The following is a 25798-nucleotide window of genomic DNA, read 5'->3' as shown; positions in this document are numbered from 1 at the left end:
ATATGCAACCAAATGAGCCTATGGCAGAATGGTTTCATGTTGCAACCAACCGAAATGGACTGGACGGACCCCGAGTGCCCCGTCGCCAGGGCCGCCGACCTGGTGGGCGACAAGTGGACATTGTTGATCGTTCGGGATTCACTCGACGGCAAACGGCGCTTTTCGGAGTTTGAGAAATCCCTGGGAGTGGCCAAGAACATCCTCTCGGACCGCCTGCGTCTCCTGGTGGAAAGAGGCGTCCTCACCCGGATTCCCAATGAGCGCGGCACGCGGAGTGAGTACGAACCCACGACCGCCGGACTGGACCTGTTCACACTGGTCCTCAGCCTCCGGCAATGGGGCGAGCGCAATGCCTTCGGCACCAACGAACGCCATTCCACCCTGGTCACCCCAGCCACGGGGCAGCCGGTGCCGCGACTGCGCCCTCTGGGCCCCGACGGCAGTGAACTCAAACCCCAAGAGACACTGCTGGTCAAAGTGGGCCATCCGGCAACGTGAAACGCCCACCAGGGTTCCCCGATCCCAAACTGCTAAGGTTACTCACCAACGCCGAAGCCGCCACGATAGGGGACGCAAGTGACGACTGAAGGAAACGAGCCCGCAGAAAAGGGCATACGGGGCGAGGTACACCAAGACCGCTTCGTTGCCGGACAGGACCTTACGCGCTGGAAGTCCCCCGCCGGGCGGACCTTGGCCCGGGGCGCCGAGTGGATCACCGGGCTCCTGGGCCCCTACGCCGCGCTCATCATCACGCTGGCGGTCGGTCTGGGCATCACCTTGACCCTGACCTGGGCATTCGGCGAAGTGTACGAGTCAGTGACTGAAGCGGATGGGGTCGCAGGCTTCGACCACCCCGTTCTTGATGCCGCCAAATCAGTCCGGTCCCCTGCTGCGGACGCGGTCATCACGGCTTACACAAATATCGGCGGCACCGTAGGCATGCCACTCATCGCACTGGGCATCATGATCTTCCTTGCTTTGCGGCGGCATTCCTGGACTCCGGTCATCCTGATGCTCTCGGCCGGCTTGGGGTCGCTCCTGATCACGGTCCTGGGCAAGCCGATCTTCGGCCGGACCCGCCCTGACCTGGCCGACGCGATTCCACCGTACGAGCACTCAGCTTCCTTCCCCAGCGGCCATTCCCTGAATTCGATCGTGATCGCCGGAATTGTGGCGTACTTGATCATCCTGAGGCTCAAGACCACCCGCTCGCGGGTGATCACGGTGGCCATCGCAGCAGTCTTTGCCCTCACCATGGGCTTGAGCCGCGTCTACCTTGGCCACCACTGGCTGACGGATGTACTCGCCGCATGGGCCATCGGCATCGCCTGGCTGGCCCTGGTCATCACGGCCCACCGGCTCTACCTGACGGTGCGCACGCGGCGTCATCGCGAGATAGTCTCTTGACACCGGGCAGGCCACTCGGCTTAACTGAATTACGTATGCTGAAATAACAGTTCCATGATGCGGAAGCTTGAGGCACAAGGCTTCCTCCGGCAACAGCAGGAGTTCCGCATAGCCCACACCATGGATGCCAGCATTTTGCACGAGGATGACAAGCATGGAGCTTGCAGTATTCAACACGGCTGACCGGGACGAGGCCATCAGGACCCTGACCCCCTGCCTGGACATCAGCCGCTGGGTGGAAACCATCGTGGACGCGCGCCCCTACGCCAGCGTCGACGAACTCCTGGGGCAGGCCCAAGGCGCCGCAGAGCCGTTCACCCCTGCCGAGGTGGAGTCAGCCATGGCCCACCACCCCCGGATCGGCGAACGCCCCAAGGCGCAGACCACCGAAGCCGCGATGTCGCGTTCGGAGCAGGCCGGCGTGGATCCCGGCGACAACCAGACCACAGCGGCGCTGGCCGAAGGCAATCGCGCCTACGAGGAAAAGTTCGGCAGGGTCTTCCTGATCCGTGCTGCAGGCCGTAGCGCGCAGGAGATGCTCGCCGCCCTCCAGGAACGCCTCAACCACACCCCCGAAGAAGAAGACACAATCGTGGCCGGCCAGCTGCGGGAGATCGCGTTGTTGCGCCTCTCGGGACTGATCAGCGAAGGAGTCAACGCATGAGCGTTTCACAAGTCACCACCCACATCCTCGACACCGGTTCCGGTCGCCCGGCGGCGGGTGTCGCCGTCGTACTTTACGTCCGCGACGGCGACGACTGGACCTTGGTAGGCAAGGGCGAAACCGACGCAGACGGCCGGATCAAGAATCTTGGCCCCGAGCGGATCCCGGGCGGCGCCTACCGGCTGAACTTCGCCACGGGCGCCTACTACGAAGGACTGGGCACGGAGACCTTCTTCCCGGAAGTGGACCTGAACTTCACAGTTTCCGACGCCGGTGAGCACTACCACGTGCCCCTGCTGCTGAGCCCGTTCGCGTTCTCGACGTACCGCGGCAGCTAAACCCACCGCCGATGTGCCAGATAATGCCAATGTTCCCCGCGAACATTGGCATTATCTGTCACTTGGGTGGAGAACGGTACGCTTGAAGGCATGGCTTCAGAGGACACCACCCCCAATTCCGCCCGTCGCGAGATCACGGTTCGCCGGGCACCCAAGTTCGTTCCCTTCATGATCTTGGGCGCGGTGGTGGGCGCAATCGTGGCTGCGATCATCGCGTACGGACGTCCCGCAGACCCCGCCTTCGATGCGGGCACGGTTTTCGGCTTTTTCCTGATCGTCTGCGCCGGCGGCGGCGTCATCCTCTTCTCGGTCCTGGCCCTGATCCTGGACCGCGTCAGCGTCAAGCGCTCCCAGCGTGCGGTGGTGGAAGCCGTCCCGGATTCGGTTCCGGACGAAGGACCGGAGAACGACGACGTCCGCTAAGTCGGGCCCCCGGCCCGCCTCTTTTGGGGGGAGCCAATGTGAGACACACCGCATTTTCGGGCAGACACGCCTGTTATGTACCGGTTGGCGGGGTCATATAGACCGCGGGGGAACGTACCACGGCCACAACATGAGACAATCGACCAGTGGCACGTGGCGACGGAAAACTTTCTCATGATCTTCTCCCCGGCGAAAAAGGCCCCCAGGACGCTTGTGGCGTCTTCGGGGTTTGGGCTCCCGGTGAAGAAGTAGCAAAACTCACCTATTACGGGCTGTATGCGCTGCAGCACCGCGGACAAGAATCGGCTGGTATTGCTACCAGTGACGGCAAGCGCATCAACGTCTATAAGGACATGGGCCTTGTGTCCCAGGTCTTCGACGAGACAACCCTGAACACCCTCACCGGGCACCTGGCCGTAGGCCACTGCCGGTACTCCACCACCGGTGCAAGCCACTGGGCCAACGCGCAGCCGACCCTGGGTGCGACAGCAACCGGCACGGTTGCCCTGGCCCACAACGGCAACCTGACCAACACCGCTGAGCTCCGGGAAATGATCCTCGAGCGCAACGACGGCCAGCTGACCGGTGAAATGAAGCAGGGAAACACCTCCGACACCGCACTGGTGACCGCTCTCCTCGAGGGCGAAGAGGGCAAGACCCTGGAGCAGACCGCACTGGAGCTGCTGCCCAAAATCAAGGGTGGCTTCTGCTTCGTCTTCATGGATGAAGGAACCCTCTACGCAGCCCGCGATACCTACGGCATCCGCCCGCTGTGCCTGGGCCGCCTGGAGCGCGGCTGGGTTGTCGCTTCCGAACAGGCCGGCCTGGCCACCGTTGGCGCCAGCTTCATCCGCGAGATCGAGCCCGGCGAATTCATCGCTATCGACGAGGACGGCGTCCGTTCCCAGCGCTTCGCCGAGGCAACGCCTGCCGGCTGTGTCTTCGAGTACGTCTACCTCGCCCGCCCGGATGCTGCCATTGCCGGCCGCTCCGTGTACGAGGCGCGTGTGGAAATGGGCCGCCAGTTGGCCCGCGAAAACACCCATGAGGCTGACCTGGTCATCCCCGTTCCCGAGTCCGGCACACCCGCCGCTGTTGGCTACGCAGAACAGTCGGGTATCCCGTTCGCGCACGGCTTCGTCAAGAACGCCTACGTGGGCCGCACGTTCATCCAGCCCTCGCAGACCCTGCGCCAGCTCGGCATCCGGCTCAAGCTCAACGCCCTGGAATCGGTGATCCGAGGCAAGCGCATTGTGGTGGTGGATGATTCGATCGTCCGCGGCAACACGCAGCGCGCCATTGTCCGGATGCTGCGTGAAGCCGGTGCTGCCGCTGTGCACGTGAAGATCTCCTCTCCCCCGGTCCAGTGGCCTTGCTTCTACGGCATCGACTTCGCCTCCCGCGCAGAACTGATCGCCAACGGTGCCACCATCGAGGAGATCTCCCAGGCAATCGGCGCCGACTCGCTGGCCTACATCTCAGAAGATGGCATGATCGGCGCTACCCAGCAGCCGCGCGAACGCCTCTGCACGGCCTGCTTCACCGGCAAGTACCCGATCGAGCTGCCCCACGCGGACAAGCTCGGCAAGAACCTGCTGGAACGGACCGACCTTGGCGGACTGGAACCGGCCGCTCAGTCAGAATCCGTGGACGATTCCGAGGACCCCGCCGAGAAGCCGGGTGCCACGGGTTGTGATCCCGGACCCGACGCCGAATTCGAAAACCTGCTTACCGACGCTGATCGTTTGACCGACGCCGACAAGAAAGAGTCTGTATGAGCTCCGCAACACCCGCCGCTGAGAATAACTCCGGTATCACCTACGCCTCCGCGGGTGTCGACGTCGAAGCGGGAGACCGCGCCGTCGAACTCATGAAGGGCGCCGTCAAGGCGACCCACAACTCGTCGGTGATTGGCGGCGTCGGCGGTTTTGCCGGCCTGTACGACGTCTCCAAGCTGCTCACCTTCAAGAAGCCCCTGCTGGCTACGTCCACTGACGGTGTTGGCACCAAGGTCGCCATTGCGCAGGCCATGGACATCCACGACACCATCGGTTTCGACCTCGTGGGCATGGTGGTGGATGACATCGTCGTGGTCGGTGCAGAACCGCTGTACATGACGGACTACATCGCGTGCGGCAAGGTTGTCCCGGAGCGCATCGCGGACATCGTTCGCGGTATTGCCGCAGCCTGCTCCGTCGCCGGTACCGCCCTGGTGGGCGGCGAAACCGCTGAGCACCCGGGCCTGCTGGGTGAGCACGAGTACGACGTCGCTGGTGCCGCCACCGGTGTTGTCGAGGCTGACGCGCTGCTCGGCCCGGACCGGGTCCGCGCCGGCGATGTCGTGCTCGGCATGGCTTCCTCCGGCCTGCACTCCAACGGCTACTCCCTGGTCCGCCGCGTCATCAACCACGCCGGCTGGGCCCTGGACCGCCAGGTTTCCGAGCTTGGCCGCACGCTGGGTGAAGAGCTCCTGGAGCCGACCCGCGTCTACGCAGCAGACTGCCTGGACCTGGCCCGCGCCTTCCCGGTGAACTCGGCCAACGCGGTTCACGGCTTCAGCCACGTCACCGGTGGTGGCCTCGCCGCCAACCTGGCACGCGTCCTCCCGCAGGGCCTCGTCGCCACGGTGGACCGCAACACCTGGGAGCTCCCCGCCATCTTCAAGCTGGTCTCCGAGCTCGGCAACGTCCCGCTGGCCGACCTTGAGCGCACGCTGAACCTCGGCGTGGGCATGGTGGCCATCGTTTCCGCCGAAGCAGCCGACGCCGCAGTGGCACGCCTGAACGAGCGCGGCCTGCCGTCCTGGATCATGGGTACCGTTTCGGCTGACAGCGACTCGATCGACAAGACCGGCCCGGATTACGTCCAGGGTGCCAAGGGCGTCGACGGCGGCGCTGTCCGTTTGGTGAACGCCTACGCCTAAGCGTCTCTTACGAAAAGGAGCGGCCGGGCAGGTCTTACTGCCCGGCCGCTCCTTTTTTGTTGCGTGTCAGTAGTCCGTAGCGACACCCATATTCGTTGGCGCCCAGGATCCGGACACCCGACACCCACATCCGGGCAGCGGCAATCCATTTCCGCGGCCTCAGTGAATATGCGCGTCGTGCTTCACACCTGGATCAGGCTCAGCACGCCGCCTTGCGGATCCTGGATGGTGGCCAGGGAACCTGTCTCCGGCCGGGCGTCCGGCTCCACCAGGAGCTCTCCCCCGGCCGCCACGGCTGCATCGGCGGCCTCCCGGACATCGGCCACCCCAAAGTACACCTGCCATCCAGCGTCCTCACCCTCCCCGGCAGGAACGACGCCGGCCACTTCCTCACCGTTCACCATCAGCGTGCTGTAACTGCCGCCGTCGTCCTGGGGGTATTCGGTGACCTCATATCCGAACAGCTGCTGTAAAAATCCGACGGCGGCCTGCGGCTCAGGCGTCAAAAGTTCCGCCCATGCCAACGCGCCAGGCTCGTTGTAGAGGTGGCTGCCGAGGTGCGTTCCGGCCTGCCAGATACCGGTGGTTCCGCCACCCGCTGCCTCGATGAACGCGAGCACCCCGGTATCTGCAACAGCCTCCGGCCCGAACTGCAGCTTCCCGCCGGCATGGGCGGCGTCCTCGGCCACTTCCTCCGTGTCCGTTGCCGCAAGGTAGATGTTCCACTGGCCGTGCGTTCCGGCGGCCTCCTGCAGAGGGTTCTGCGGGGCGATCACCGCCACCAGCTGATCCTTCACGAAAGCCTGGGAGTAGCTGCGCCCATCGGGGGTGGGCAGGTCCTTGTAGGTCCAGCCGAAAACGCGCTGGTAGAAATCCTTGGCCGCCGCGACGTCCCTGGTCTGCAGATCCGCCCAGCACGGCTCTCCGCTGGCGTAATGGTTTCGGGTGGTCATGCTGCCTGTGTGCTCCTGCTTCCATACGTGCGGGGTGGTTGGCCCAGCGGAAGGCATGCTTTCCTTCACTGCGCTGGAAACTCCAGCCTACGCAGAAAAGGACCCCCAGGGTACGCCAAAGTGCGGCGTGCCCTGAGGGCCCTCTTCGAAAGATATACGGCATCCGGGGATGCGCGATGACCTTGTGTACGACGGCGGTACGCAACTCAGTGCCAGCGGCACCTGTTGGTTGCGACAGCTATACGATACGGCGGGTGTCTACCTCGTCGTCATCATCTTCCGCGTACTTGTCCTCGTAGGCCGAATAATCCGGCTCCGGGGGATCGTCGGGGAAGTGGCTCTTGACACGACTGGACGGACCCGTGAGCTCCCGCTCAAGTGCCGAATAGTCAGTGTTCGGGGAGTAGTACTTGATATCCCGAGCCTGCTTGGTAGCTTTTGCCTTTTGACGGCCGCGCCCCATGGCGTGACCCCCTTTTGTACTTGGACCGGAGGTGGTCACCTTGGCTATCGGTGAGGCCCCGGAATGTTTGGTCAATTTGTCGTATGTCTAGATTACATGCTTTCAGGGGTGCCTGTGCGCCACTCCAACCCCGAGTCCGGGGCCGACACCGTCAAAACCAGCGGCAGACGCCTCCAAGCAGGCCGAAAATTGGGTAGAGTCGGCCTCAATGCGGCTCCACAGCAGGAAAGGCACACCCCGGAATATGAGCCAGGACAACACCTCACCGCGTGATGGTTCGCCACACGATCAAGGCAAGGATGGTGCATCTGCCGCGCCTGAAACACCTCCGCCGGCATCCGGTGAGCAGCCACAAGCAACCCCGCTGACACCACCATCAGGCCTCCAGCCGGATCCCGCACCAGAACTCGATCCTGACTTCGTACCGAATCCGGGCGACCAGCCGGACCCCGCGCTGCCACCGGAAAGTGGGAAGACTCCCGAGGCTGCTGAGGACAACGCTCCAGTCGCTGCTGAATCGCCCGCTGGCGGAGACCCGCACTACCCATGGCAGCAGCCGTATCCGCCGCAACAGCCCTACCTAGGCCAGCCCTACCCAGGCCAAGCAAATCCAGGCCAGCCGTACCAAGGCCAGGCCTACCCAGGCCAGGAGCCGGTCCCGGGCCAGGAATGGCAACCGGAGCAGCACGGAGACCCGATCAAACGTCAACGCCTTGTCATTGGCGGGATCGTGCTTGGTGTCCTGGTTCTGATCGGGGTAGTGATCTGGGTCCTGCTCAACCTGCTCGGCAGCCGTCCGGAAGCCTCCGTGGCCAGCCCCAGCGCAACCTCTACCCCCGGCCCGCTCCCCCGCGATACAAACGCCAAGGACTTCCAGGTTGGCGACTGCTTCGCCAGCTTCGACCCCAAAGCCACTGAAGCCAGGGCCGTGGAGTGCGATACCGAACACTCCGCCCAGCTCGGTGCAGTCTTCAGCTACGGGGCAGATGAGTCTTTCCCCGGCGCCACTGCTTTGCGGGACAAGGGCAGGGAAGTATGCAAAACCGTGAAACTCAACGCGGCGTCCGCCAACTACATCCTGCTCCAGCAGAACGTGTACCCCAGCAGCAGCAGCTGGGATCGGGGCGACCGCCGCGTTGATTGCTTCATCGTGGTGGACTCCGGCAACACCATCAAGGAAAACCTCCTCGACAAGTAGCGCCGGACAAGTAGCGCCGGCCGGACTTACTTCCTGCGGACGGTGAGGCCCGTGCCTGCGGGCGCACCGCCGTCGGGGTTCGAGAGCGCCTCAAGACCCGCAATGGTGAGCTCGTCCACATCAGCGGCGGTATCAACCAGAACGGTATCGCCGTCACTGATCTCCCCTGCCAGGATTTCCTTGGCCAGGCGGTCACCGATCTCGCGCTGGACCAGGCGGCGCAAGGGCCGGGCGCCATAGGCGGGATCGTAGCCGGACATCGCCAACCAGGCGCGGGCGCCGTCGGTAACCTCCAGGCTGAGGCGGCGATCGCGGAGACGGTTCCCCAATTCAGCCACGTGCAGCTCAACGATCCGGGCAAGTTCCTCAACGGACAGCGGATCGAACAGCACGATCTCGTCCAGACGGTTCAGGAACTCGGGCTTGAACGACGCCTGGACAACGGCCATGACAGCCTCGCGCTTGGCCCTGGCATCCAGCGACGGGTCAACCAGGAACTGGCTTCCGGAGTTGGACGTCAGTACCAGGATGGTGTTGCGGAAGTCCACGGTGCGGCCCTGGCCGTCGGTGAGGCGACCGTCGTCGAGAACCTGCAGGAGGATGTCGAAGACCTCGGGGTGGGCCTTTTCCACCTCGTCCAGCAGAACCACGGAGTAGGGGCGACGACGCACAGCCTCGGTGAGCTGGCCGCCTTCTTCGTAGCCGACGTATCCCGGAGGGGCACCGACCAGGCGGGCAACTGCGTGCTTCTCGCTGTACTCGGACATGTCGATCCGGATCATGGCGCGTTCGTCGTCGAAGAGGAAGTCAGCCAAAGCCTTGGCCAGCTCCGTCTTACCCACGCCGGTGGGGCCCAGGAACAGGAACGAACCCGTCGGACGATTGGGGTCACTGATGCCGGCGCGGGCACGACGAACAGCATCGGACACGGCCTGCACGGCCTTGCTCTGGCCGATCAGGCGCTTGCCAAGCTCTTCTTCCATGTGCAGCAGCTTCTGGGACTCGCCTTGGAGCATGCGGCCGGCAGGGATACCTGTCCAGGCCGAAATGACCTCGGCAATGTCGTCGGCGGTGACATCCTCGGCCACCATCAGCTCAGGCTTCGAACCGCCACGCGCGGACTCTTCCTCGGCAGCGGCGCTCAGCTCCCGTTCCAGTGCGGGCAGTTCGCCGTACAGAATCCGCGACGCCGATTCGAGGTCACCTTCGCGCTGGTGCTTGTCCGCGGCCGAACGAAGCTCGTCGATCTTGGCCTTCAGGTCACCCACGCGGTTCAATCCGGCTTTCTCCGCCTCCCACCGGGCGTTAAGGGCGTTGAGTTCTTCCTTCTTGTCCGCCATATCGGCGCGGATTGCGGCGAGCCGCTCCACGGAGGCGGGGTCGGTTTCGTTCTGGAGGGCCAGTTCTTCCATGGTCAAACGGTCGACGGCGCGGCGGAGCTGGTCGATCTCTTCGGGCGCCGAATCGATTTCCATGCGGAGCCGGGACGCGGCTTCGTCCACCAGGTCGATGGCTTTGTCAGGCAGCTGCCGACCCGAGATGTAGCGATTGGAGAGGGTCGCGGCTGCCACCAAGGCTGAGTCTGCGATGGCTACCTTGTGGTGTGCCTCGTAGCGTTCCTTCAGGCCGCGGAGGATGCCGATGGTGTCCTCGACGCTGGGTTCGCCAACGTAGACCTGCTGAAAGCGGCGCTCCAGCGCAGGGTCCTTTTCGATGTTTTCGCGGTATTCGTCGAGCGTGGTGGCACCGATCAGCCGCAGCTCACCGCGGGCCAGCATGGGCTTGAGCATGTTGCCGGCATCCATGGCGCTGTCACCGGTGGCTCCGGCACCCACTACCGTGTGGATTTCGTCGATGAACGTGACAATCTGCCCGTTGCTGTTCTTGATTTCCTCAAGCACAGCCTTGAGCCGTTCCTCGAATTCGCCGCGGTACTTGGCGCCGGCCACCATGGAGGCGAGGTCCAGGGCGATGAGGGTCTTGCCGCGCAGGCTCTCGGGTACGTCGCCGGCAACCATGCGCTGCGCGAGGCCTTCGACGACGGCGGTCTTGCCGACGCCGGGCTCACCGATCAGGACGGGGTTGTTTTTGGTACGGCGGCTCAGCACCTGGACCACGCGCCGGATCTCGCCGTCACGCCCGATAACGGGGTCCAGCTTGCCCGAACGGGCCACGGCGGTCAGGTCCGTGCCGAACTTCTCCAGGGCCTGGAAGGTGTTTTCGGGATCCGGGGAGGTGACGTTTCCATTCCCGCGGACGCCTGGCAGGGCGGCGAGAAGCGCCTCGTGGGAGGCACCGGCGTCGCGCATTAACTTCCCGACGGCGTCACTTCCGGCAGAAAGCCCCAGCAGCAGGTGCTCGGTGGAAACGAAGGAATCGCCGAGTTTGTCGGCCTCGTTTTGTGCGGCCTGGATCGCCTGCATGGACTGGCGGGACAGCTGCGCCTGCTGCACGGAGGTGCCGGACGAGGACGGCAGGGCTTTGATGGCCGAGCTTGCCTGCACGCTCACCGCGTCGGGATCGGCTCCCGTGGCACGCAGAAGAGCCACGGCAACACCCTCCCTCTGGTCCATGAGGGCCTTCAGCAAGTGCGCCGGCTCCAGCTGGGGGTTCCCGGCCGTTGAGGCGTTCATGGCGGCCGCAGAAAGGGCCTCCTGGCTTTTGGTAGTGAATTTGACGTCCAAAGAGTGCTCCCTTTCTGGAGTGTGACCAATACTTTCAAAGTTGAGTCTACTACGCTCAAGTTTGATTTCGGGGTCATTGCTTCCATGTTTGCCCACGGCGAAACCGGTGTCCATAGCCGCACGGTTAGGCTGGGGGCATGGACACCATCTCCACCGCTGCTGAACTCGAAGCTTTGATCGGATTGCCCCTTGAGCGTGTGCGTAAAAAGGTCCGCACGGCGCTCAGTGACTTCGACCGGCAATGGCTTGCTGCCAGCCCTTTCTGCGTGCTCTCGACGACGGACGCGCACGGCCGCGTGGATGCCTCACCCAAGGGGGACCCCGCCGGCTTCATCCACGTCCTGGACGAGCACACCATCGCCATCCCCGAGCGCCCGGGCAACAAGCTCGCGTTCGGTTTCCACAACATCCTGGAGAACCCCAACGTCGGCATCCTCTCCGTGGTGCCTGGCCGGACGGACACCCTGCGGATCAACGGCACGGCACGGATTGTGCGCGACGCGGACTTCTTCGATCAGATGGTAGTGAAGGGGCATAGGCCACGCGCCGCCGTCGTGGTGTCAGTGGAGGAAGTGTTCACACACTGCGGCAAGGCCTTTATGCGGAGCGGGCTGTGGGAACCGGAAACATGGGAAGCCGAAGACCTGCCCAGCATCGCAACGCTCGCCCAGGCCTACACCCAGCCCGAAACGCCTTTGGAAGAGCTCGAGAGCTACTACGGGCCGTCCTATGCGGAGCGGATGTACCGGGACTAGGACTCACGCCGGGTAGACCGACACCAGTGCGGACTTCACCACGAACCGCACCTCCATCCCGGGGGCAAGGCCGAGGTCTGCGGAAGCTGCAGGCGTGATATCGGCGGACAACGTGCCGTCGGTGCCGGCGCTGGCGCGTACCCGGATCTGGTCCCCGTGCGGTTCGAGGTCGGTGATGGTCACCGCATAGGAGTTGCGCGGGCTTCCGTGCACATCACCCAGGAAGACGGAAACGCTCGACGGCGGGAACGCCGCCACGCCTGCCTGGCCGGGCACAGGTGACCAGTCGGGATCGTGCTGTCCGGCGAAAACCCGGCCATCCGGCGTCGTGATCCCTTCTTGACCCAAGGTTCCGCCGACGAGATTCAGACCCGCAAGTCCGGCGGCGAAGTGGCTTCTGGGCCGTTCCAGGACCTGGCGCGTGGGACCTTCTTCGACAATCCGGCCGTTTTCCACCACAACTACCCGGTCTGCCAGCATGTAGGCGTCCAGGACATCGTGCGTGACGATGATGGCCTTCCGGTCCTTCAACACGCGTTTCAGGACACGGCGCAGCAGGGGTGCCGCGTGGATGTCCAGGGCAGCCATGGGCTCGTCCAGGAGCAGCAGTTCCGGCTCGGCGGCAAGGGCACGCGCCACGGCAACCCGCTGCGCCTGGCCTCCGGAGAGCTGGGCGGGCTTCCTGTCGGCCAGTTGCAGGGCGTCCACTTCCGCGAGCCAACGCTGCGCCGTTTCCCGGGCCGCAGCTTTGGGAGCACCGGCGCTGCGGGGTCCAAAGGCGACGTTGTCCACCACGCTCAGGTGCGGGAACAGCAGCGCCTCCTGCGCCAGGAGGGCCGTGCCGCGCAGGTGCGGGGCGTCCCAATGGCGCGTACCGGCGTCGAGGTTGAACAACTGCCGCCCGGCAATCCTGGCTGAGCCGGAATCGGGCCGCAACAGCCCGGCGATCACTGCCAACAACGTTGATTTGCCCGCGCCGTTGGGACCGAGAATGGCAACGGTTTCATGGTCCGTGAGGCTCAAGGACATCTCGAAATTTCTGGCCTGGAGGCTGGCCTGCAGTTCGAAGCTCATGACTGGACCGCCGCAGGTGTGCGCCGACGGCCACCGTAGCTCAACCCCACCACCGCGACTGCCACGGCAACCAAGACGAGGGAAAGCGCGACGGCGGCGTCGGCGTCGGTCTCGCGCTGGAGGTAAATTTCCAGCGGCAACGTCCGGGTGACCCCTTCCAGGCTGCCCGCAAACGTCAAGGTGGCGCCGAACTCCCCCAGGCTGCGCGCGAACGACAAGACAGCCCCGGACGCCAAACCTGGCAGGACCAGCGGAAGGGTGACGCGGCGAAGGACCGTGGTGGGTTTGGCCCCGAGCGTCGCAGCCACGGCTTCGTACCTGTTTCCCGCCGACCGCAGGGCGCCCTCCAGACTGACCACCAGGAAGGGCAGGGCCACGAACGTCTGCGCCAGGACCACCGCAGTGGTTGAGAACGCGATCTGGATCCCTGCGGCTTCCAGGGACTTCCCCAGCAGGCCCTGCCGCCCGAAAGTGTAGAGCAGCGCAATACCCCCGACCACCGGTGGCAGCACGAGCGGCAGCAGGACGAAGGACCTCAGGAGTTTCTGCCCCGGGAACTCGCCGCGTGCCAGCACCAACGCCAACGGCACGCCCAGCACGATGCACAGAACCGTGCTGGCTGCAGAGGTCCGCAGACTCAGGCCCAACGCCGCGAGGGAAGACTCCGAGGTGATCAGCGGAATGAACTGCGGCCAGTTGACGCGCAGCAGCATGGCCGCCAGCGGAAGGACCACCAGGAGGCCGCCCGCTGCTGCCACGGCATAGATCCATCGAGGGACGCCGTGGTAGCCGGTGGTGGTCTTCATGCTCTCCCTACGGTGCGCCGAAACCGGCGTCTCCCAGAACCTTCCTGCCCTTGTCGCTGGTCACAGCGGCAACGAAAGCCGCCGCCAGCTCCTTGTTCTTGCTGGAGCCTACCGTGGCGATCGGGTAGGTGTTGACGGCCTTGTCCGATTCAGCGAACGGAATGCCCTTCACCTTGTCGCCGGCTCCCTTGACGTCCGTCACGTAAACCAGGCCGGCGTCGGCCTCGCCGGAGGTGACCTTGCCCAGGACATCGGTCACAGAGGACTCTTCACTGACAGGGGTCAAGGCCACGCCGCTGGCTTTCTCGACGGCGTCGGCTGCCGCACCGCAGGGCACCTGGCTGGCGCAGGTGACCACCTTGACGCCCGGTTTGGCGAGGTCTGCGAAGGAAGAGATCGACGCCGGGTTGCTGGGTGGGACGGCAATCTCAAGGACATTCGTAGCGAAGTTTGTCGCGGTACCGTCCACCAGCTTGGCGTCGGCCAGCTTGGTCATGTTCTTGGTGTCGGCGGAGGCAAAGACGTCGGCCGGGGCGCCCTGGGTTATCTGGGTCACCAGATCCGAGGAACCTGCGAAACTCAGTTTCACCTTTGTGCCCGGATTGGCCGCCTCGAAGTCCTTGGCCAACTGGGTGAAGGTGGTTTTGAGGGAGGCTGCCGCAAACACGGTGATCTCGCCGGACAGCGAAGACGTGGGAGTGGCCGTGGCGTTGGTGCCTGAACCGCATCCGGCCAGGGCTGCCGCCAATGTGCCGGCCGCCAGGATTGCGGTGAAGTGTTGACGGCGGATGCTCATATGATGCTCTTTCCCTGAGGTGTTTCGATAATGACTGTGGTTGCCTTGACCACGGCGGTGGCCACCGAACCGAGCTCAAGCCCTAGTTCCCGCACGGCTTCGCTGCTCATGAGGGACACCACACGGAACGGACCACACTGAAGCTCAACCTGCGCCATCACCTTGTCAGCCGTAATTCCGGTGACCAGGCCGACGAAGCGGTTGCGGGCCGAACTGCCGGGACGGGTGGGGTCCTCCGGCAGATGGGACTGGCCGCGCGCAAGAGTGGCGAGTTCCAGCCCATCAACAGCCAGGCGACCTGCTGAGTCCTTCTGCGGCGTTAGCGTCCCGTTCTCCGTCCAACGCCTCACGGTGTCGTCACTGACGCCAAGGAAGCGAGCGGCTTCGGAAATTCGTATTTGCGGCATGGAATCAGTGTAGGCCCGCAAATGCGTTCAGTTGCACGCCGTTCACTCCGCAAACGCAATATGACTGGCGCTGGCGGTTGTTTTCCTCAGCCCCTCGGACGAACTTGCTCCCCCGACTGGATGAACCCGGGTCAAACGGCGCCCGTGCCCGGGCGGCTCCCCCTAGGGTTGAAGCATGTCACCGAGAATCCTGGCGCTTCGCCCAGCAGCCGCACCATTGGCAGGACTGGGCATGCTCGCGGCACTCATGATTCTCGAGGAACGCACCTTCGATTCCGCGAGCGCGGTCCTGATCGCGTTCACGGCCGCAGTTGCCGCGGCCGAACTGGTTCCCGTCCCTGCCGTGATCTTTGCGTTCGCAGCCCTGGGTTTCCAGGCGTTTGGCATCTTCCCGAGCGTCATGCTGTCTGGGGCCACCCCTTACGTTTGCCTGCCGGCGCTCTTCTTCTTCGCCACTCTCGGCTGGAAGGAACGGCAGCGTTGGCCCCTCCCGGTCGCGGCCCTGACCGCCGCCTGCATGGTCACCGTGAATTGGTTCGCCGACACAACGTGGATCAACTTTGTTTTCGGCAAACAGCTGACCGAAGCGAGCCCGTTCCGTATTGCTGTATACGCCTTCCTGGTGTTCGCCTCATTCTCGGCCCTCAACCTCGCTGGATGGGCTGCCGCCGCATCGGGCCGCCAGGCCGCTGCCAACCGAATGGCGAAGGAGCGGGCGGAGTCCCGGCTTGAATCAACGGCGGGTGCGTTGGTGATCGAGCAGGAGCGCAACAGGATCGCCCGGGAACTGCATGACGTCCTGGCCCATTCCCTCGCCGTCATCACAGCCCAGGCCGAAGGTATCCGCTATGTCCACAGGACTGAGCCGGAGTTGGTGGAAGAAGCGGCAAACGTCATTGCGTCCTCAGCAAGGGGCGCCCTGCAGGAAACGCGGCGGCTCGTGCAAAGTTTCGGCGCAGAGTTGGAAGGCCCTGCCCCGGGGGCCGCTGAACTGCCCGCCCTGGCCGAACGCCTGCAGAGCAGCGGAATGCCCGTTGAACTTCACACCACCGGGCTGGAGGGGCTCTCGCCGGTGGAGGACCTCACCGTCTACAGAATCGTCCAGGAAAGCCTGACGAACGCGTTCAAGCACGGAGATCGCCCGGCTGGCGCGGTGGTGACGGTTGCCCGCGACCCCGGCGGCCTGCGCCTGAAGATCCGCTCGAGGCTGGCCGACGGCGTGACGGAAGTGCCGCCGTCGGGAACCGGCCGCGGTATACCCGGTATGCGTGAACGCGCGACGGCGGCAGGCGGGCGGCTTACGACGCTCACCAACGGTCAACTCTTCGAAGTGGAGGCAATCCTGCCATGAACGAAACCCCGATCCGCGTCGCCTTGGTGGACGATCAACCCCTGTTCAGCGCGGGTTTGAAGATGATCCTCGGGAGCCAAGCAGATCTCGATCTGGTGGGTGAAGCCACTGACGGTGAGCAGGCGGTGGAACTGGCCGCGAGCGCAGAGCCTGACGTCATGCTGATGGACATCCGGATGCCTGTCATGGACGGGATCACGGCCACCCGCCGGATCACCGAAAGCACGAGCCGGACCAAGGTCATAGTGCTCACCACCATCCAGCACGACGAAGCAGTGGTCCGCGCCATCCAGGCCGGCGCCGGCGGCTTCCTCACCAAGGACGCGACGCCGGAATTCCTGCTCGCCACCATCCGCACCGTCCACTCGGGCCACGCAGTCATGGCGCCATCGGCCACCAATGAGCTGCTCAGGGACTACACCACACCCGCAGAGGCCAACACGGCAGTCCTGGCACCTTTGTCGGCCCGGGAGCACGATGTCTTCATGCTGGCCGCCAAAGGCCTGGCCAACGGAGAGATCGCCGCGTCCCTGGTCCTCAGCGACGCCACGGTGAAATCCCACATCGGGAACATTTTGTCCAAGCTCAAACTCAAGAACCGGATCCAGTTGGTTGCCTTCGCGTACCAAAACAGGCTGATCGGCTAAATCTCCACCCTTCAACCAGGCCCTGGAACACCAGGGCCGGCCACTGCATTGCCAAAAACCGACCATAATTCGTCAAGAAGGAGAAACTGTGAAAAAGAAGACCATTGGGGCCCTGATTCTTGCTGCCGGCGCTGCCGCAACATTGGCAGCCGCCGCCACGCCGGGAGTTTCCTCCATGCTCACAAAACCCGCGGACCACCCCGTGTCCGGAATGACCTTGACCGCGGAGCAGTTCGCCTCCGCGGACTCTGTGGCCGAAAAGGGGGTGGCTGAAGCCGTGCGTCGGTGCATGGCCAAGGCCGGATACGACTACACACCGGCTACGGGGCAACAGTCCGTGGATCTCAAACACCACGTAGGCTTCGATACGCTCAGCGTTGAGACTGCGCGGGCTTCGGGATACGCATCAACCAAGTCCAAGGGACCGGGTGAGCCCGCCCCTGACTCCGAGCTTGGCAAACTCATGGCGGACCCCGCTTTTCAGCAGGCCCTCAACGGCAGTGGGTCGCCGGAGCAGAACGTAGTCCAGTCCTCAGCAGGTACGGGGATGCTGTGGGGAGGTTGCAAGGCCGAGGGCATTACGGCCATCTATGGGACTGCCGACAATTACATGAGGGCCACCGCATTGGCTTTCAACTCCCTGATGGTCGCCACCAACGCCGCGGGCCAGGACGCCGGGATCCAGTCCGCCGTGGACTCCTGGAAAGAATGCATGTCCACCACGGCCTTCCCTTACAGCCACCCCGGTGAAGCTGTCTCGGCAGGACTCGACGCAGGGGGCCAGAAAGAGTTGAAGATCGCCGTCACGGACGCAACATGCCGGGAGAGCACCGGCTTCGACGCGAAGATCACCACCGTGCTGGACAAGTACTTGACCACGCGGATGAAGGAGCTGGAGACCGAGGTGGCAGAAGTGAAAAAGATCCGCCACGACGCTTCGGAGCGCGCCCGACTCTTGCTGGGGTAGTCCGCGTTGAAGGGTTCACGTCCGGGACTACACTTTGGCCATGGCCATCTACGTCGATCCGCCCCTGTGGCCAGCGCACGGAACCGTCTTTTCGCACCTGGTGTCGGACACGTCGCTGGATGAGCTGCACGCCTTCGCGGCCGCAGCCGGAGTGCCGGAGCGTGCCTTCGACGGAGATCACTACGACGTACCGGAACGCCGCTACGACAGCCTTGTCCTGGCCGGTGCCATTCCCGTGGAAGCCCGGATCCTGGTGCGCAAACTGATCGCCAGTGGTTTGCGCATCCCGGCCCGGGAACGCAGCAAAGCCTTGACCGTGCCCCTGCTGGAACGCTGGAACGCCATTTACCCCGGGCACGAGGAACTGGGCCTTGAACTGCTGGAACGGTGGGGAGAGGACGGGCGGAAATACCATAGCCGGACCCACCTGTTGTCGGTCCTTGAAGCCCTCGACGTCCTGACCGAGCCGGCCCTGCCCGCCCGCACCGTATCGCTCGCCGCGTGGTTTCACGATGCCGTCTATGAAGGCGTAGCCGGTCAGGACGAAGAAGAGTCAGCCCTCTTGGCCGAGCATCGCCTCACGGCTGCCGGCCTGGCCCCCGCCGATGTTGCCGAGGTTGCCCGCTTGGTCCGGCTCACGTCCAGTCACCAGCCGGACCCCGGCGACCATGCAGGGGCGCTGCTCTGCGATGCGGACCTTTCTGTGTTGGGTGCGGATGAGCAGTCGTACGCACGATATTTGGCTGCCGTCCGCGAAGACTACGCCCACGTCAGCGACGACGACTTCGCAACGGGGCGTGCCGCCGTCGTTCGCCAACTGCTGGAGCTGGACCCGCTGTTCCACAGCGAACGCGCACAAGGCCTCTGGCTGGACGCCGCCCGCCGGAACCTTGCCGGCGAACTCGCGTGAGCGGCGTGCTCAGCGAACCCGGCGCGCCGCAGCGGCAACTGCCGTACTCGGTCCGGTTTGAATGGGGGCTCGACGGCGCCCGTGCGGTGGTGCCCGGAGCTGACCTTGCGGTGGTGGTTGACGTCCTTTCGTTCACCACGTGCGTCAGCGTTGCGGTGGATCGCGGGGCGGTGGTGTTTCCTTATCCGCTGCGGGACGCGGGCGCGAGCGAGTTCGCGGCCCACCGGCGGGCCACGCTGGCAGGGCCGCGGGGTTCGGAAGGGCTGAGCCTGTCGCCTGGGAGCCTCCGTTCTGCGCCGTCACTCGATCGGGTGGTTCTCCCCTCCCCCAACGGTTCAACCATCAGCCATGAGTTGGCCGGTTCAGCCCGTCAGGTGGTGGCCGTTTCGTTGCGGAATGCGGCCGCCACGGCAGATTGGGTGCATGCCACGCTGCCGGATGATGCCGTTATTGCGGTCATTGCTGCGGGTGAGAAATGGGGCAACGGGCACCTGCGGCCGGCGCTGGAGGACCAACTCGGAGCCGGGGCGTTCATAGCAGGTCTCGCGGCGGCGGGGCGTCACAACTTTTCACCGGAGGCGTCGGCCGCAGCTGCTGCCTTCGACGCTGCAGAACCTCATCTTGCGGGTGTTTTGCGGGGGTGTTCCAGTGGCCGTGAACTGATCGACGGCGGCTACGGGGACGACGTCGTCATCGCAGCAGAGCTTGACGCCGGTTCCGACGTTGCCCTCCTGCGGGACGGTGCTTACCGGGGAGTGTCCAGCTAGCATGGAGGTGTGACCTCCTACCTCTTGGGCTCTTCCAGTTCTGCCTTCCCCCTTGCCGTCCCCGATGCCGAACACGTCCTGGCGACGCGCGGCGTGGGCGGTTACCGGCAGTACCGCATCCCGGCTTTGGCCGTCAGCATGCGGGGAACAATTTTGGCCGCCTATGATGGCCGGCCCAACCTGGACGACCTCCCCAACCCCATCGACCTCCTGCTCAGACGCAGCTTCGACAACGGAGTTACCTGGGAGCCACAACAGCTGGTCCGCACGGGCGCCGGGCTTCAGGGTTTCGGCGACCCAAGCCTGCTGGTGGACGCCGATACCGGGCGAATCTTCATGTTCCACGCGGCCGGAACACACTCGGGCTTCTTCGAAGCCGTTGCGGGCTTGGAGCCGGAGGACGACGTGCAGCATGCGGACGTCAGCTACTCCGACGACGACGGCGGCACCTGGCAGCACCGTCGGCTTACCGCGCAGCTGAAAAACCCTGGAATCACCGGCCTTTTCGCGGCCGCCGGGCAAGGCATCCAGATCCACACCGGTCCTTTTGCGGGCCGGTTGGTGCAACAGTACGTGCTGCTGATGGAGGGCTCCATCATGGCCGCCTCCGCGTTCAGCGACGATCACGGTGAGACGTGGCAGTTGGGCGAGCTGATCGGTCCGGGCACCACAGGCGTGGGCCCGAACGAGAACAAAGTAGTGTGCCTGGATGATGGCCGGCTGCTCCTGCATTCGAGGGCCACACCATGCCGGCTGTCCGCCGTGTCCGAGGACGGCGGCCAGACATGGAGCCCACTGCAGCCCGTTCCGGACCTGCCGGATCCCAGCGACAACGGCTCCCTGGCCCGCTTCGACGGACAGCCTGCTGTTCATGCGCCGGGTTCGGCGGAGACCTCAACCTGGCTGCTCGCGAGCAACAACCACGACCCTCACCTCCGACGAAACACCGTGCTGAGCCTCTCCCCCGACAACGGCGCTACTTGGCCCGCAAAGTTGCTGCTGTGCCCGGGAAGCTCGGCCTATTCCACTGTGACGCGGCTACCGGACGGGAACATCGGCGTGCTCTACGAACGGGACGGGTACAGGGAAATTGTGTTCGCTTCGATTCCGGCGGGGCAGCTGACCGGATTGCTTTCCGCGCGTCTGCCAGCTGCTCCGGAGCCTTCGGGCCTGGTCTTCGACATGGAGTTGCGGTCCGTTACCCCCGGCAGGCCCGCTGTGTGGCAGAACGCCGGAGACTTCCACGTGATCCCATCCACCAGCGACGGTCAATGGGATGTCCAAACATGGAAGGAAATCGGGCAAGGCTACGCCGGCGACCAGGTTCTGGGCACCCGGGAAGCGCAGGACCTCAACTACGGGCCCATCGTCCCGGGGTACAAAGCCGGGGACATCCTCGCTTTCACCGGACGCGTCCGGAACCCGGGCACCCAGCCGGCTACCGGCGTCGTACTTCTCGGACCGCACCACAACGTAGGCGATTTCCCGCCCACCACCCTGTTGCCCGGCGAGCACGTCCTCTACTTCACGCCGAGCTACACCATCACGGCGTCGGACCTTGAGCGCAGCACGTTGCAGATTCTGTTCACGGCAGAGGCCGACGGCGGCAGGGTGCGTATGGAGCGGACGTTCCGTTTCGATCTGCGCACCGGGGCGGTGGCTGCGGACTAGCGGTACGTGCTGACGAACGGCTGGTTGGTAGGCACAATCTGCTTGCCCAGGGGCATGAGCGAAACCGGGATGAGCTTCAGGTTGGCGATGGCCAACGGGATGCCAATGATGGTGATGGCCATGGCAAACGCCGTAACCACGTGGCCGATGGCGATCCAGATGCCAGCCACCAACAACCAGATGACGTTGCCCAGGAGAGCGAACACCCCAGCGCCGCCCGGCTTCTCAACCACCATCTGCCCGAAGGGCCACAGGCAGTAAGCCCCGATCCGGAACGAGGCGATGCCCCAGGGGATCGTCACGATGAGGACGCAGCAGATAATGCCTGCCGCAAAGTAGCCCAGGGCCAGCCAGAACCCACCGAAGACAAGCCAGATGACGTTAAGGATCGTTTTCATGTCCTCATTCTCTCCTGTCGGCCCGACAAAATGCCTAGGGGTATGCCCTGAATCTTCCCTGACTTCAGCCGCACGGCCCGATGCCCTCACATCCCCAGGGGTTCCCACCAAGGGTCCAGCTCAAGCAGGCGGGACGTGAGGAAGGGTCAGGCTTTGGCGGCTGCGACGAAGGCGCGGATCTTGGCCAGGTCCTTCACGCCGCGGGACGCCTCAACACCCGACGAAACGTCAACGCCCCACGCCCCGGCAGCAGCCGCAGCGAAGGCCACGTTGCCCGGTTCAAGTCCCCCGGCAAGGAGCCACTCCCGGCCATCCAGCCCTTTTGCTTGGACGGACCCGTAGTCCCAAGACTCCCCCGACCCCGGCACAGCGGCGTCGATCAGGAATACGTCCTCGCCCAGGTCGGCGAACTCGTCCTTGGAGGCACTCATGGTGACGGCGCGGATGAGCCGCATCCCGGCGTCGTGCACTGTGGTGACGTCCGCGGCGGTCCGGCGACCGTGCAACTGCACCCACTCCAGACCCGCCGCCTGCGCAACAGCCACGGCGTCAGCGGCAGATTCGTGCCGGAAAACACCCACCGCATGCACGCCGGCGGGCACCAGCGGGAGCAGAATGCGGACCTGGTCCGGGCTGACCTCACGCGGGCTGGCGGTGAGGACGAAACCGACGGCGTCAGCACCGGCGTCGACGGCTTCACGCACTGATTCGGGCGTGCTCAAGCCGCACACTTTGACGAACATCCAGCGCCTCCCGCAATACCAGCAACAACGTTTTCCACATATGACGTTAGCAAGCCGCGTTGCCGTCAGAGAACCCGGGTCCACCATTAGGCTGGTCGGATGGAGATTATCCGTTTTGCTGACATCCGTCCCGAACCGTGGCGCAACGGGGGCGGGGTGACGCGCCAGCTCGCAAGCCACCCGCAGGCAGCCTCCGCACAGGACGGCGCGTGGGATTGGCGGGTCAGCATTGCCGACGTCTCGAAAGCGGGCGATTTTTCCGTGTTCCCGGGCATGGAACGGGTCATCACCATCATCGACGGCGAGCTGCTGCTCCTCACCGTCGACGGCTCGGAGCACCCGCTGGAGAAGTACCGTCCGTTCCGTTTCTCCGGCGAGGCCGCGTCCTCGGCGACTCTCCCCACCGGCGACATCCGGGACCTCAACGTCATCGCACGCGAAGGTGCTTTCAAGGGTTACACGTCGATCGTTGAGATCTCCAAGAAGCGCGCCCACCCGGTGTTCGAGGGCCAGTTGGCGGTGTTGTTGGAAGGCAAGGCGACGGTTGCGCCCGGAGCAGCTGCGGAGGAAGAATCCGACGGCGGCGAGCCCGCTACCAGCCCCGGCGAACCTGTTGAGCTGTCCCGCTACGACGCCGTCGTGGGTTCGGACACCCGCAGCCCTGAAATCTCCGGGCGGGGCTTTGTCGCGGTGATCTCGATCGACCATGTGGAGCCCACCCACGCCTGAGGTGGTGACGTTAACCACCGGAAGTAGCCACCCCGCGCCGGAGTTGCTAGCCTGAAATGAAGGTTCCCCTCTGGAACCTCCGGACGACGGTTCAGTACCCGGCACGCGACAAGACTGGCCAAAGGAAATGTCATGTCGTGGTTAATCCTCATCCTTTCCGGTGCGCTCGAGGCCGTATGGGCCGCAGCTCTGCACCGTTCCAAGGGCTTCCGCAAACCCGTGCCCACAGTGGTCTTCCTGGTATCCGTGATCGCCAGCATGGGTGGCCTCGCAATTGCCATGCAAACCATCCCAACCGGCACCGCATATGCCGTGTGGGTCGGTGTTGGCGTAGTGCTGACCGCGACTTACGCGATGGTTACCAAGGTTGAACCTGCGACGACGGCCCGGCTGCTCCTGCTTGCCGGCATTGGCGCATGCGTGGTCGGCCTTAAGGTGGTGGCATAGCCATGACGACACAAACCAAGAACACCGGTAACGGAATCTTCTGGGCGATCCTCCTGGCTTCTGCCCTCCTCGAAGCCGTCTGGGCAACAGCTTTGGGGCTCTCCGATGGCTTCACGCAACTCATGCCCACGTTGGTCTTCGCTGTGACCGCAGTCCTGAGCATGCTCGGACTGGGTATCGCCGTGAAGCGCATCCCCCTCGGCACTGCGTACGCGGTCTGGGTGGGCATCGGCGCGGCATTGACCGTTGGCTGGGCCATGATCACGGGTGTGGAATCCGCGAGCCCGCTGAAGCTGCTCTTTATTGCCGGAATCGTAGGCTGTGCCGCTGGTTTGAAGGCGTTGCCTGCCGGGAAACCTGCAGCCAACGCCGAGTAGCTCCGGCTTCGTACCGCTCCGATTCGATGCTTAGCTGCACACCGTACCTCTCGCACGGCACGTCCTGCAGCTAAGCATCGAATCGGGCAGGGCAACTGGAGGAATTCCCCGGGAATACCCGCCGACAACAGCGGGTTCACGCCTTCAAGAGCACCCAAACGCGCATTGGAGAAGTTCATGACTGCAGTTCAACTCGGAGATGGCCTCACTGTCAGCCCACTCGGTTTCGGTGGAATGGCACTCACCCCGGTTTACGGCGGAATCGATCCGGAGGAAGGCCTGCAAACACTGAGGCATGCCGTGGACGCGGGCATCACTTTCATCGACACAGCGGATGTTTACGGCGCGGGCAGCAACGAGGAACTCGTGGGCAGGCTCCTGAAAGAGCGCCGCGACGGGATCCAGGTGGCCACGAAGTTTGGAATTGAGGGCAACCCCGCGGACGGGTACACGGGAGTCCGCGGGGATGCGCCCTACGTCAGGCAAGCAGCGGAAGCGAGCCTCCGCCGCTTGGACACTGACGTGATTGACCTCTACTACCTGCACCGCCGTGACCTCCGCGTTCCGATAGTGGAAACCGTGGAGGCCATGGCGGAGCTGGTCCGTGAGGGCAAGGTCCGGCACCTCGGACTGTCCGAAGTGACAGCCGAGGAGCTCAGGCAGGCCAACGCCGTCCATCCCATTGCCGCGGTCCAGAGTGAATGGTCAATCTGGAGCAGGGATGTTGAGCTCAACGTTGTTCCTGCAGCCAAGGAGCTTGGCGTTGGGTTTGTGCCGTATTCTCCGCTGGGCCGCGGATTCCTCACAGGAACCGTTAGCGCGGGCGACCTTGGCGAGAACGACTTCCGCCATAAGATCCCCCGTTTTGGCGACGAGGCACTTGATGCAAACCAGGCCGTCGTGGCCGCAGTTCGCGAGGTAGCCAGCGGGCTGGATGCAACTCCTGCCCAGGTAGCCCTGGCTTGGCTGTTCACCCAAGGTCAGCGCCTCGGGATTTCTGTGGTTCCCATCCCCGGCACGCGCAAAACGCACCGGATCGACGAGAACCTGGGGGCACTGTCCCTGCAACTGGGGACAGCACAACTTGAGGTACTCGACCAAGCCGCGAACGCCGTCGTGGGTTCACGCTCCGCAGACCCCAACTGGGTCTCGCAGGGCCGCGAAGCCAACAACGTAGGCTGATTCGCATGGATTCGCTTATTCACTCACTCCGTGACGTCACCATCCGCAGCATTTCGGTCAGCGAGATGAACAACAACGTGTACCTGTTGACTTCAAAGTCCACCGGTGCGCAAGTGCTGATCGACGCCGCCGACGACCTTCCGGCCATTCAGCAGCTGCTGGACGAGAGTTCCGTTGACTCGCCGGAACCCACCAAGTTGGTCAGGATCGCCACCACCCACCAGCACTGGGACCACGTCCGTGCGCTGGCGGAGCTGGTAGAGGTCGCCGGGGCCACCACCTCAGCAGGAGCGGACGACGCCGATGCGTTGCCGGTTCCGGTGGATGTCCGGCTTGGTCACGGCGACGTTGAGCGGTTCGACGACATCGAGCTCACGGCGGTCCACCTTCGTGGACACACCCCGGGTTCGATCGCGTTCGTGTACCAGGATCCGGACGGGCCTGCCCACATTTTCAGTGGCGACTCGTTGTTTCCGGGCGGCGTCGGCAACACACAGAACGATCCTGCACGCTTCACTTCTCTGTTGAACGACGTGTCGGAACGACTGTTCGACGCTTATCCGGACGAAACCCTGGTGCACCCGGGCCATGGATTGCCCACAACCCTCGGTGCCGAGCGGCCGCACCTTGAGGAGTGGCGCGCCCGAGGCTGGTGACTTGCGGGGCCTGCTCTGCGTCCTAAACCCAAGGAATAGCGCGCAAAACGGGCCTCACAACG

At 64.3% G+C, this 25798-nt stretch carries 29 protein-coding genes and 1 riboswitch; of the genes, 20 read left to right on the top strand and 9 right to left on the bottom strand.

From position 1 onward, the window contains the following. The first annotated feature begins 36 nt into the window (after positions 1-36). The 7 genes from IEY62_RS18080 to purM all read left to right on the top strand — a co-directional run bounded on the left by IEY62_RS18080 (position 37) and on the right by purM (position 5755). On the top strand, positions 37-498 hold the full coding sequence (locus tag IEY62_RS18080) for a winged helix-turn-helix transcriptional regulator (protein WP_189020463.1): 462 nt from the start codon (positions 37-39) through the stop codon (positions 496-498). Positions 499-576: 78 nt separating this feature from the next. Then, positions 577-1407 carry a phosphatase PAP2 family protein gene (locus IEY62_RS18075; protein WP_189020460.1) on the top strand — a complete coding sequence of 277 codons (831 nt, stop codon included), beginning with the start codon at positions 577-579 and terminating at the stop codon, positions 1405-1407. A 154-nt stretch (positions 1408-1561) separates the two neighbouring features. Next, complete coding sequence (uraD, locus tag IEY62_RS18070) at positions 1562-2071, top strand: 2-oxo-4-hydroxy-4-carboxy-5-ureidoimidazoline decarboxylase (RefSeq protein ID WP_189020458.1); 510 nt, start codon at positions 1562-1564, stop codon at positions 2069-2071. Next, positions 2068-2409, top strand: coding sequence for a hydroxyisourate hydrolase (gene uraH, locus IEY62_RS18065; protein WP_189020456.1), 342 nt, complete (start codon positions 2068-2070; stop codon positions 2407-2409). Before uraD ends, uraH begins: the two co-directional genes overlap by 4 nt. Positions 2410-2499: 90 nt before the next feature. After that, a complete protein-coding gene (locus IEY62_RS18060) occupies positions 2500-2832 on the top strand; it encodes a hypothetical protein (protein WP_189020454.1) in 333 nt (110 codons plus the stop codon). 146 nt (positions 2833-2978) lie between these two features. Next, a complete protein-coding gene (purF, locus tag IEY62_RS18055; RefSeq protein WP_189020452.1) occupies positions 2979-4610 on the top strand; it encodes an amidophosphoribosyltransferase in 1632 nt (543 codons plus the stop codon). Further along, positions 4607-5755, top strand: coding sequence for a phosphoribosylformylglycinamidine cyclo-ligase (gene purM, locus IEY62_RS18050; RefSeq protein ID WP_189020449.1), 1149 nt, complete (start codon positions 4607-4609; stop codon positions 5753-5755). Before purF ends, purM begins: the two co-directional genes overlap by 4 nt. 182 nt (positions 5756-5937) lie before the next feature. Here purM and IEY62_RS18045 read toward each other — a convergent pair whose 3' ends face one another. Both IEY62_RS18045 and IEY62_RS18040 read right to left on the bottom strand, forming a co-directional pair. Further along, a complete protein-coding gene (locus IEY62_RS18045; RefSeq protein ID WP_189020447.1) occupies positions 5938-6708 on the bottom strand; it encodes a VOC family protein in 771 nt (256 codons plus the stop codon). 238 nt (positions 6709-6946) lie between these two features. After that, positions 6947-7171 carry a DUF3073 domain-containing protein gene (locus tag IEY62_RS18040; RefSeq protein WP_018778327.1) on the bottom strand — a complete coding sequence of 75 codons (225 nt, stop codon included), beginning with the start codon at positions 7169-7171 and terminating at the stop codon, positions 6947-6949. 244 nt (positions 7172-7415) lie between these two features. Between IEY62_RS18040 and IEY62_RS18035 the strand changes: the two genes are divergently transcribed. Continuing rightward, positions 7416-8369 carry a septum formation family protein gene (locus tag IEY62_RS18035; RefSeq protein ID WP_229785427.1) on the top strand — a complete coding sequence of 318 codons (954 nt, stop codon included), beginning with the start codon at positions 7416-7418 and terminating at the stop codon, positions 8367-8369. Between the two features lie 26 nt (positions 8370-8395). Here the strand turns inward: IEY62_RS18035 and clpB are convergent, their stop codons facing one another. After that, positions 8396-11053, bottom strand: a complete 2658-nt coding sequence (gene clpB / locus IEY62_RS18030) for an ATP-dependent chaperone ClpB (RefSeq protein ID WP_189020445.1) — start codon at positions 11051-11053, stop codon at positions 8396-8398. Positions 11054-11190: 137 nt separating this feature from the next. On the opposite strand from clpB, the gene IEY62_RS18025 reads away from it, so the two are divergent. Next, positions 11191-11808 (top strand): pyridoxamine 5'-phosphate oxidase family protein, encoded by a 618-nt coding sequence (locus tag IEY62_RS18025; protein ID WP_189020443.1) that lies wholly within the window; start codon positions 11191-11193, stop codon positions 11806-11808. Between the two features lie 3 nt (positions 11809-11811). Here the strand turns inward: IEY62_RS18025 and IEY62_RS18020 are convergent, their stop codons facing one another. The 4 genes from IEY62_RS18020 to IEY62_RS18005 are packed head-to-tail and all read right to left on the bottom strand — an operon-like array spanning position 11812 to position 14891. Beyond that, positions 11812-12882, bottom strand: a complete 1071-nt coding sequence (locus IEY62_RS18020) for a sulfate/molybdate ABC transporter ATP-binding protein (RefSeq protein WP_189020441.1) — start codon at positions 12880-12882, stop codon at positions 11812-11814. Beyond that, entirely contained in the window at positions 12879-13688 is an 810-nt protein-coding gene (locus IEY62_RS18015) for an ABC transporter permease (protein ID WP_189020439.1), read from the bottom strand. Before IEY62_RS18015 ends, IEY62_RS18020 begins: the two co-directional genes overlap by 4 nt. Positions 13689-13695: 7 nt before the next feature. Next, positions 13696-14484: a molybdate ABC transporter substrate-binding protein gene (gene modA, locus IEY62_RS18010; RefSeq protein ID WP_189020437.1), complete on the bottom strand. Its 789-nt coding sequence runs from the start codon at positions 14482-14484 to the stop codon at positions 13696-13698. After that, positions 14481-14891 carry a TOBE domain-containing protein gene (locus tag IEY62_RS18005; protein WP_189020434.1) on the bottom strand — a complete coding sequence of 137 codons (411 nt, stop codon included), beginning with the start codon at positions 14889-14891 and terminating at the stop codon, positions 14481-14483. Before IEY62_RS18005 ends, modA begins: the two co-directional genes overlap by 4 nt. 175 nt (positions 14892-15066) lie before the next feature. Here IEY62_RS18005 and IEY62_RS18000 point away from each other — a divergent pair, with 175 nt between their 5' ends. From IEY62_RS18000 to IEY62_RS17975, 6 genes are all read left to right on the top strand, one after another. Further along, positions 15067-16242, top strand: a complete 1176-nt coding sequence (locus IEY62_RS18000) for a sensor histidine kinase (RefSeq protein WP_189020432.1) — start codon at positions 15067-15069, stop codon at positions 16240-16242. After that, complete coding sequence (locus IEY62_RS17995) at positions 16239-16889, top strand: response regulator (RefSeq protein WP_189020430.1); 651 nt, start codon at positions 16239-16241, stop codon at positions 16887-16889. The genes IEY62_RS18000 and IEY62_RS17995 overlap by 4 nt, the downstream gene beginning before the upstream one ends. Before the next feature lie 88 nt (positions 16890-16977). After that, on the top strand, positions 16978-17856 hold the full coding sequence (locus IEY62_RS17990; protein WP_189020428.1) for a hypothetical protein: 879 nt from the start codon (positions 16978-16980) through the stop codon (positions 17854-17856). Positions 17857-17896: 40 nt separating this feature from the next. Continuing rightward, a complete protein-coding gene (locus tag IEY62_RS17985) occupies positions 17897-18766 on the top strand; it encodes a DUF4031 domain-containing protein (RefSeq protein ID WP_189020426.1) in 870 nt (289 codons plus the stop codon). Continuing rightward, the gene (locus tag IEY62_RS17980; RefSeq protein ID WP_189020424.1) at positions 18763-19533 is read left to right on the top strand and encodes a 2-phosphosulfolactate phosphatase; all 771 of its coding nucleotides are present in this window, start codon (positions 18763-18765) and stop codon (positions 19531-19533) included. The genes IEY62_RS17985 and IEY62_RS17980 overlap by 4 nt, the downstream gene beginning before the upstream one ends. A 9-nt stretch (positions 19534-19542) precedes the next feature. After that, on the top strand, positions 19543-21204 hold the full coding sequence (locus tag IEY62_RS17975) for a sialidase family protein (RefSeq protein WP_189020421.1): 1662 nt from the start codon (positions 19543-19545) through the stop codon (positions 21202-21204). Here IEY62_RS17975 and IEY62_RS17970 read toward each other — a convergent pair. Continuing rightward, on the bottom strand, positions 21201-21602 hold the full coding sequence (locus IEY62_RS17970) for a YccF domain-containing protein (protein WP_189020419.1): 402 nt from the start codon (positions 21600-21602) through the stop codon (positions 21201-21203). The two genes, IEY62_RS17975 and IEY62_RS17970, sit on opposite strands and share 4 nt — an antisense overlap. A 146-nt stretch (positions 21603-21748) precedes the next feature. Then, entirely contained in the window at positions 21749-22345 is a 597-nt protein-coding gene (locus IEY62_RS17965; protein WP_189020417.1) for a phosphoribosylanthranilate isomerase, read from the bottom strand. Positions 22346-22444: 99 nt separating this feature from the next. Here IEY62_RS17965 and IEY62_RS17960 point away from each other — a divergent pair, with 99 nt between their 5' ends. The 5 genes from IEY62_RS17960 (at position 22445) to IEY62_RS17940 (ending at position 25736) form a co-directional block, all read left to right on the top strand. Then, entirely contained in the window at positions 22445-23074 is a 630-nt protein-coding gene (locus tag IEY62_RS17960) for a HutD/Ves family protein (RefSeq protein ID WP_189020414.1), read from the top strand. Positions 23075-23131: 57 nt separating this feature from the next. After that, positions 23132-23197: riboswitch (guanidine-III (ykkC-III) riboswitch) on the top strand. A 9-nt stretch (positions 23198-23206) separates the two neighbouring features. Further along, a complete protein-coding gene (locus IEY62_RS17955) occupies positions 23207-23521 on the top strand; it encodes a DMT family transporter (RefSeq protein ID WP_189020412.1) in 315 nt (104 codons plus the stop codon). 2 nt (positions 23522-23523) lie between these two features. Next, on the top strand, positions 23524-23898 hold the full coding sequence (locus IEY62_RS17950; protein ID WP_308424493.1) for a DMT family transporter: 375 nt from the start codon (positions 23524-23526) through the stop codon (positions 23896-23898). A gap of 177 nt (positions 23899-24075) precedes the next feature. After that, entirely contained in the window at positions 24076-25080 is a 1005-nt protein-coding gene (locus tag IEY62_RS17945; RefSeq protein WP_189020409.1) for an aldo/keto reductase, read from the top strand. 5 nt (positions 25081-25085) lie between these two features. Continuing rightward, positions 25086-25736 carry an MBL fold metallo-hydrolase gene (locus IEY62_RS17940; protein WP_189020407.1) on the top strand — a complete coding sequence of 217 codons (651 nt, stop codon included), beginning with the start codon at positions 25086-25088 and terminating at the stop codon, positions 25734-25736. Positions 25737-25798: the final 62 nt, after the last annotated feature.

Origin of the sequence: Paenarthrobacter histidinolovorans, assembly GCF_014647595.1 — a bacterium.
Lineage (GTDB): Bacteria > Actinomycetota > Actinomycetes > Actinomycetales > Micrococcaceae > Arthrobacter > Arthrobacter histidinolovorans.
The sequence above is the reverse complement of the archived record's forward strand: the minus strand, read 5'-3'. Positions and strand labels throughout refer to the sequence as shown.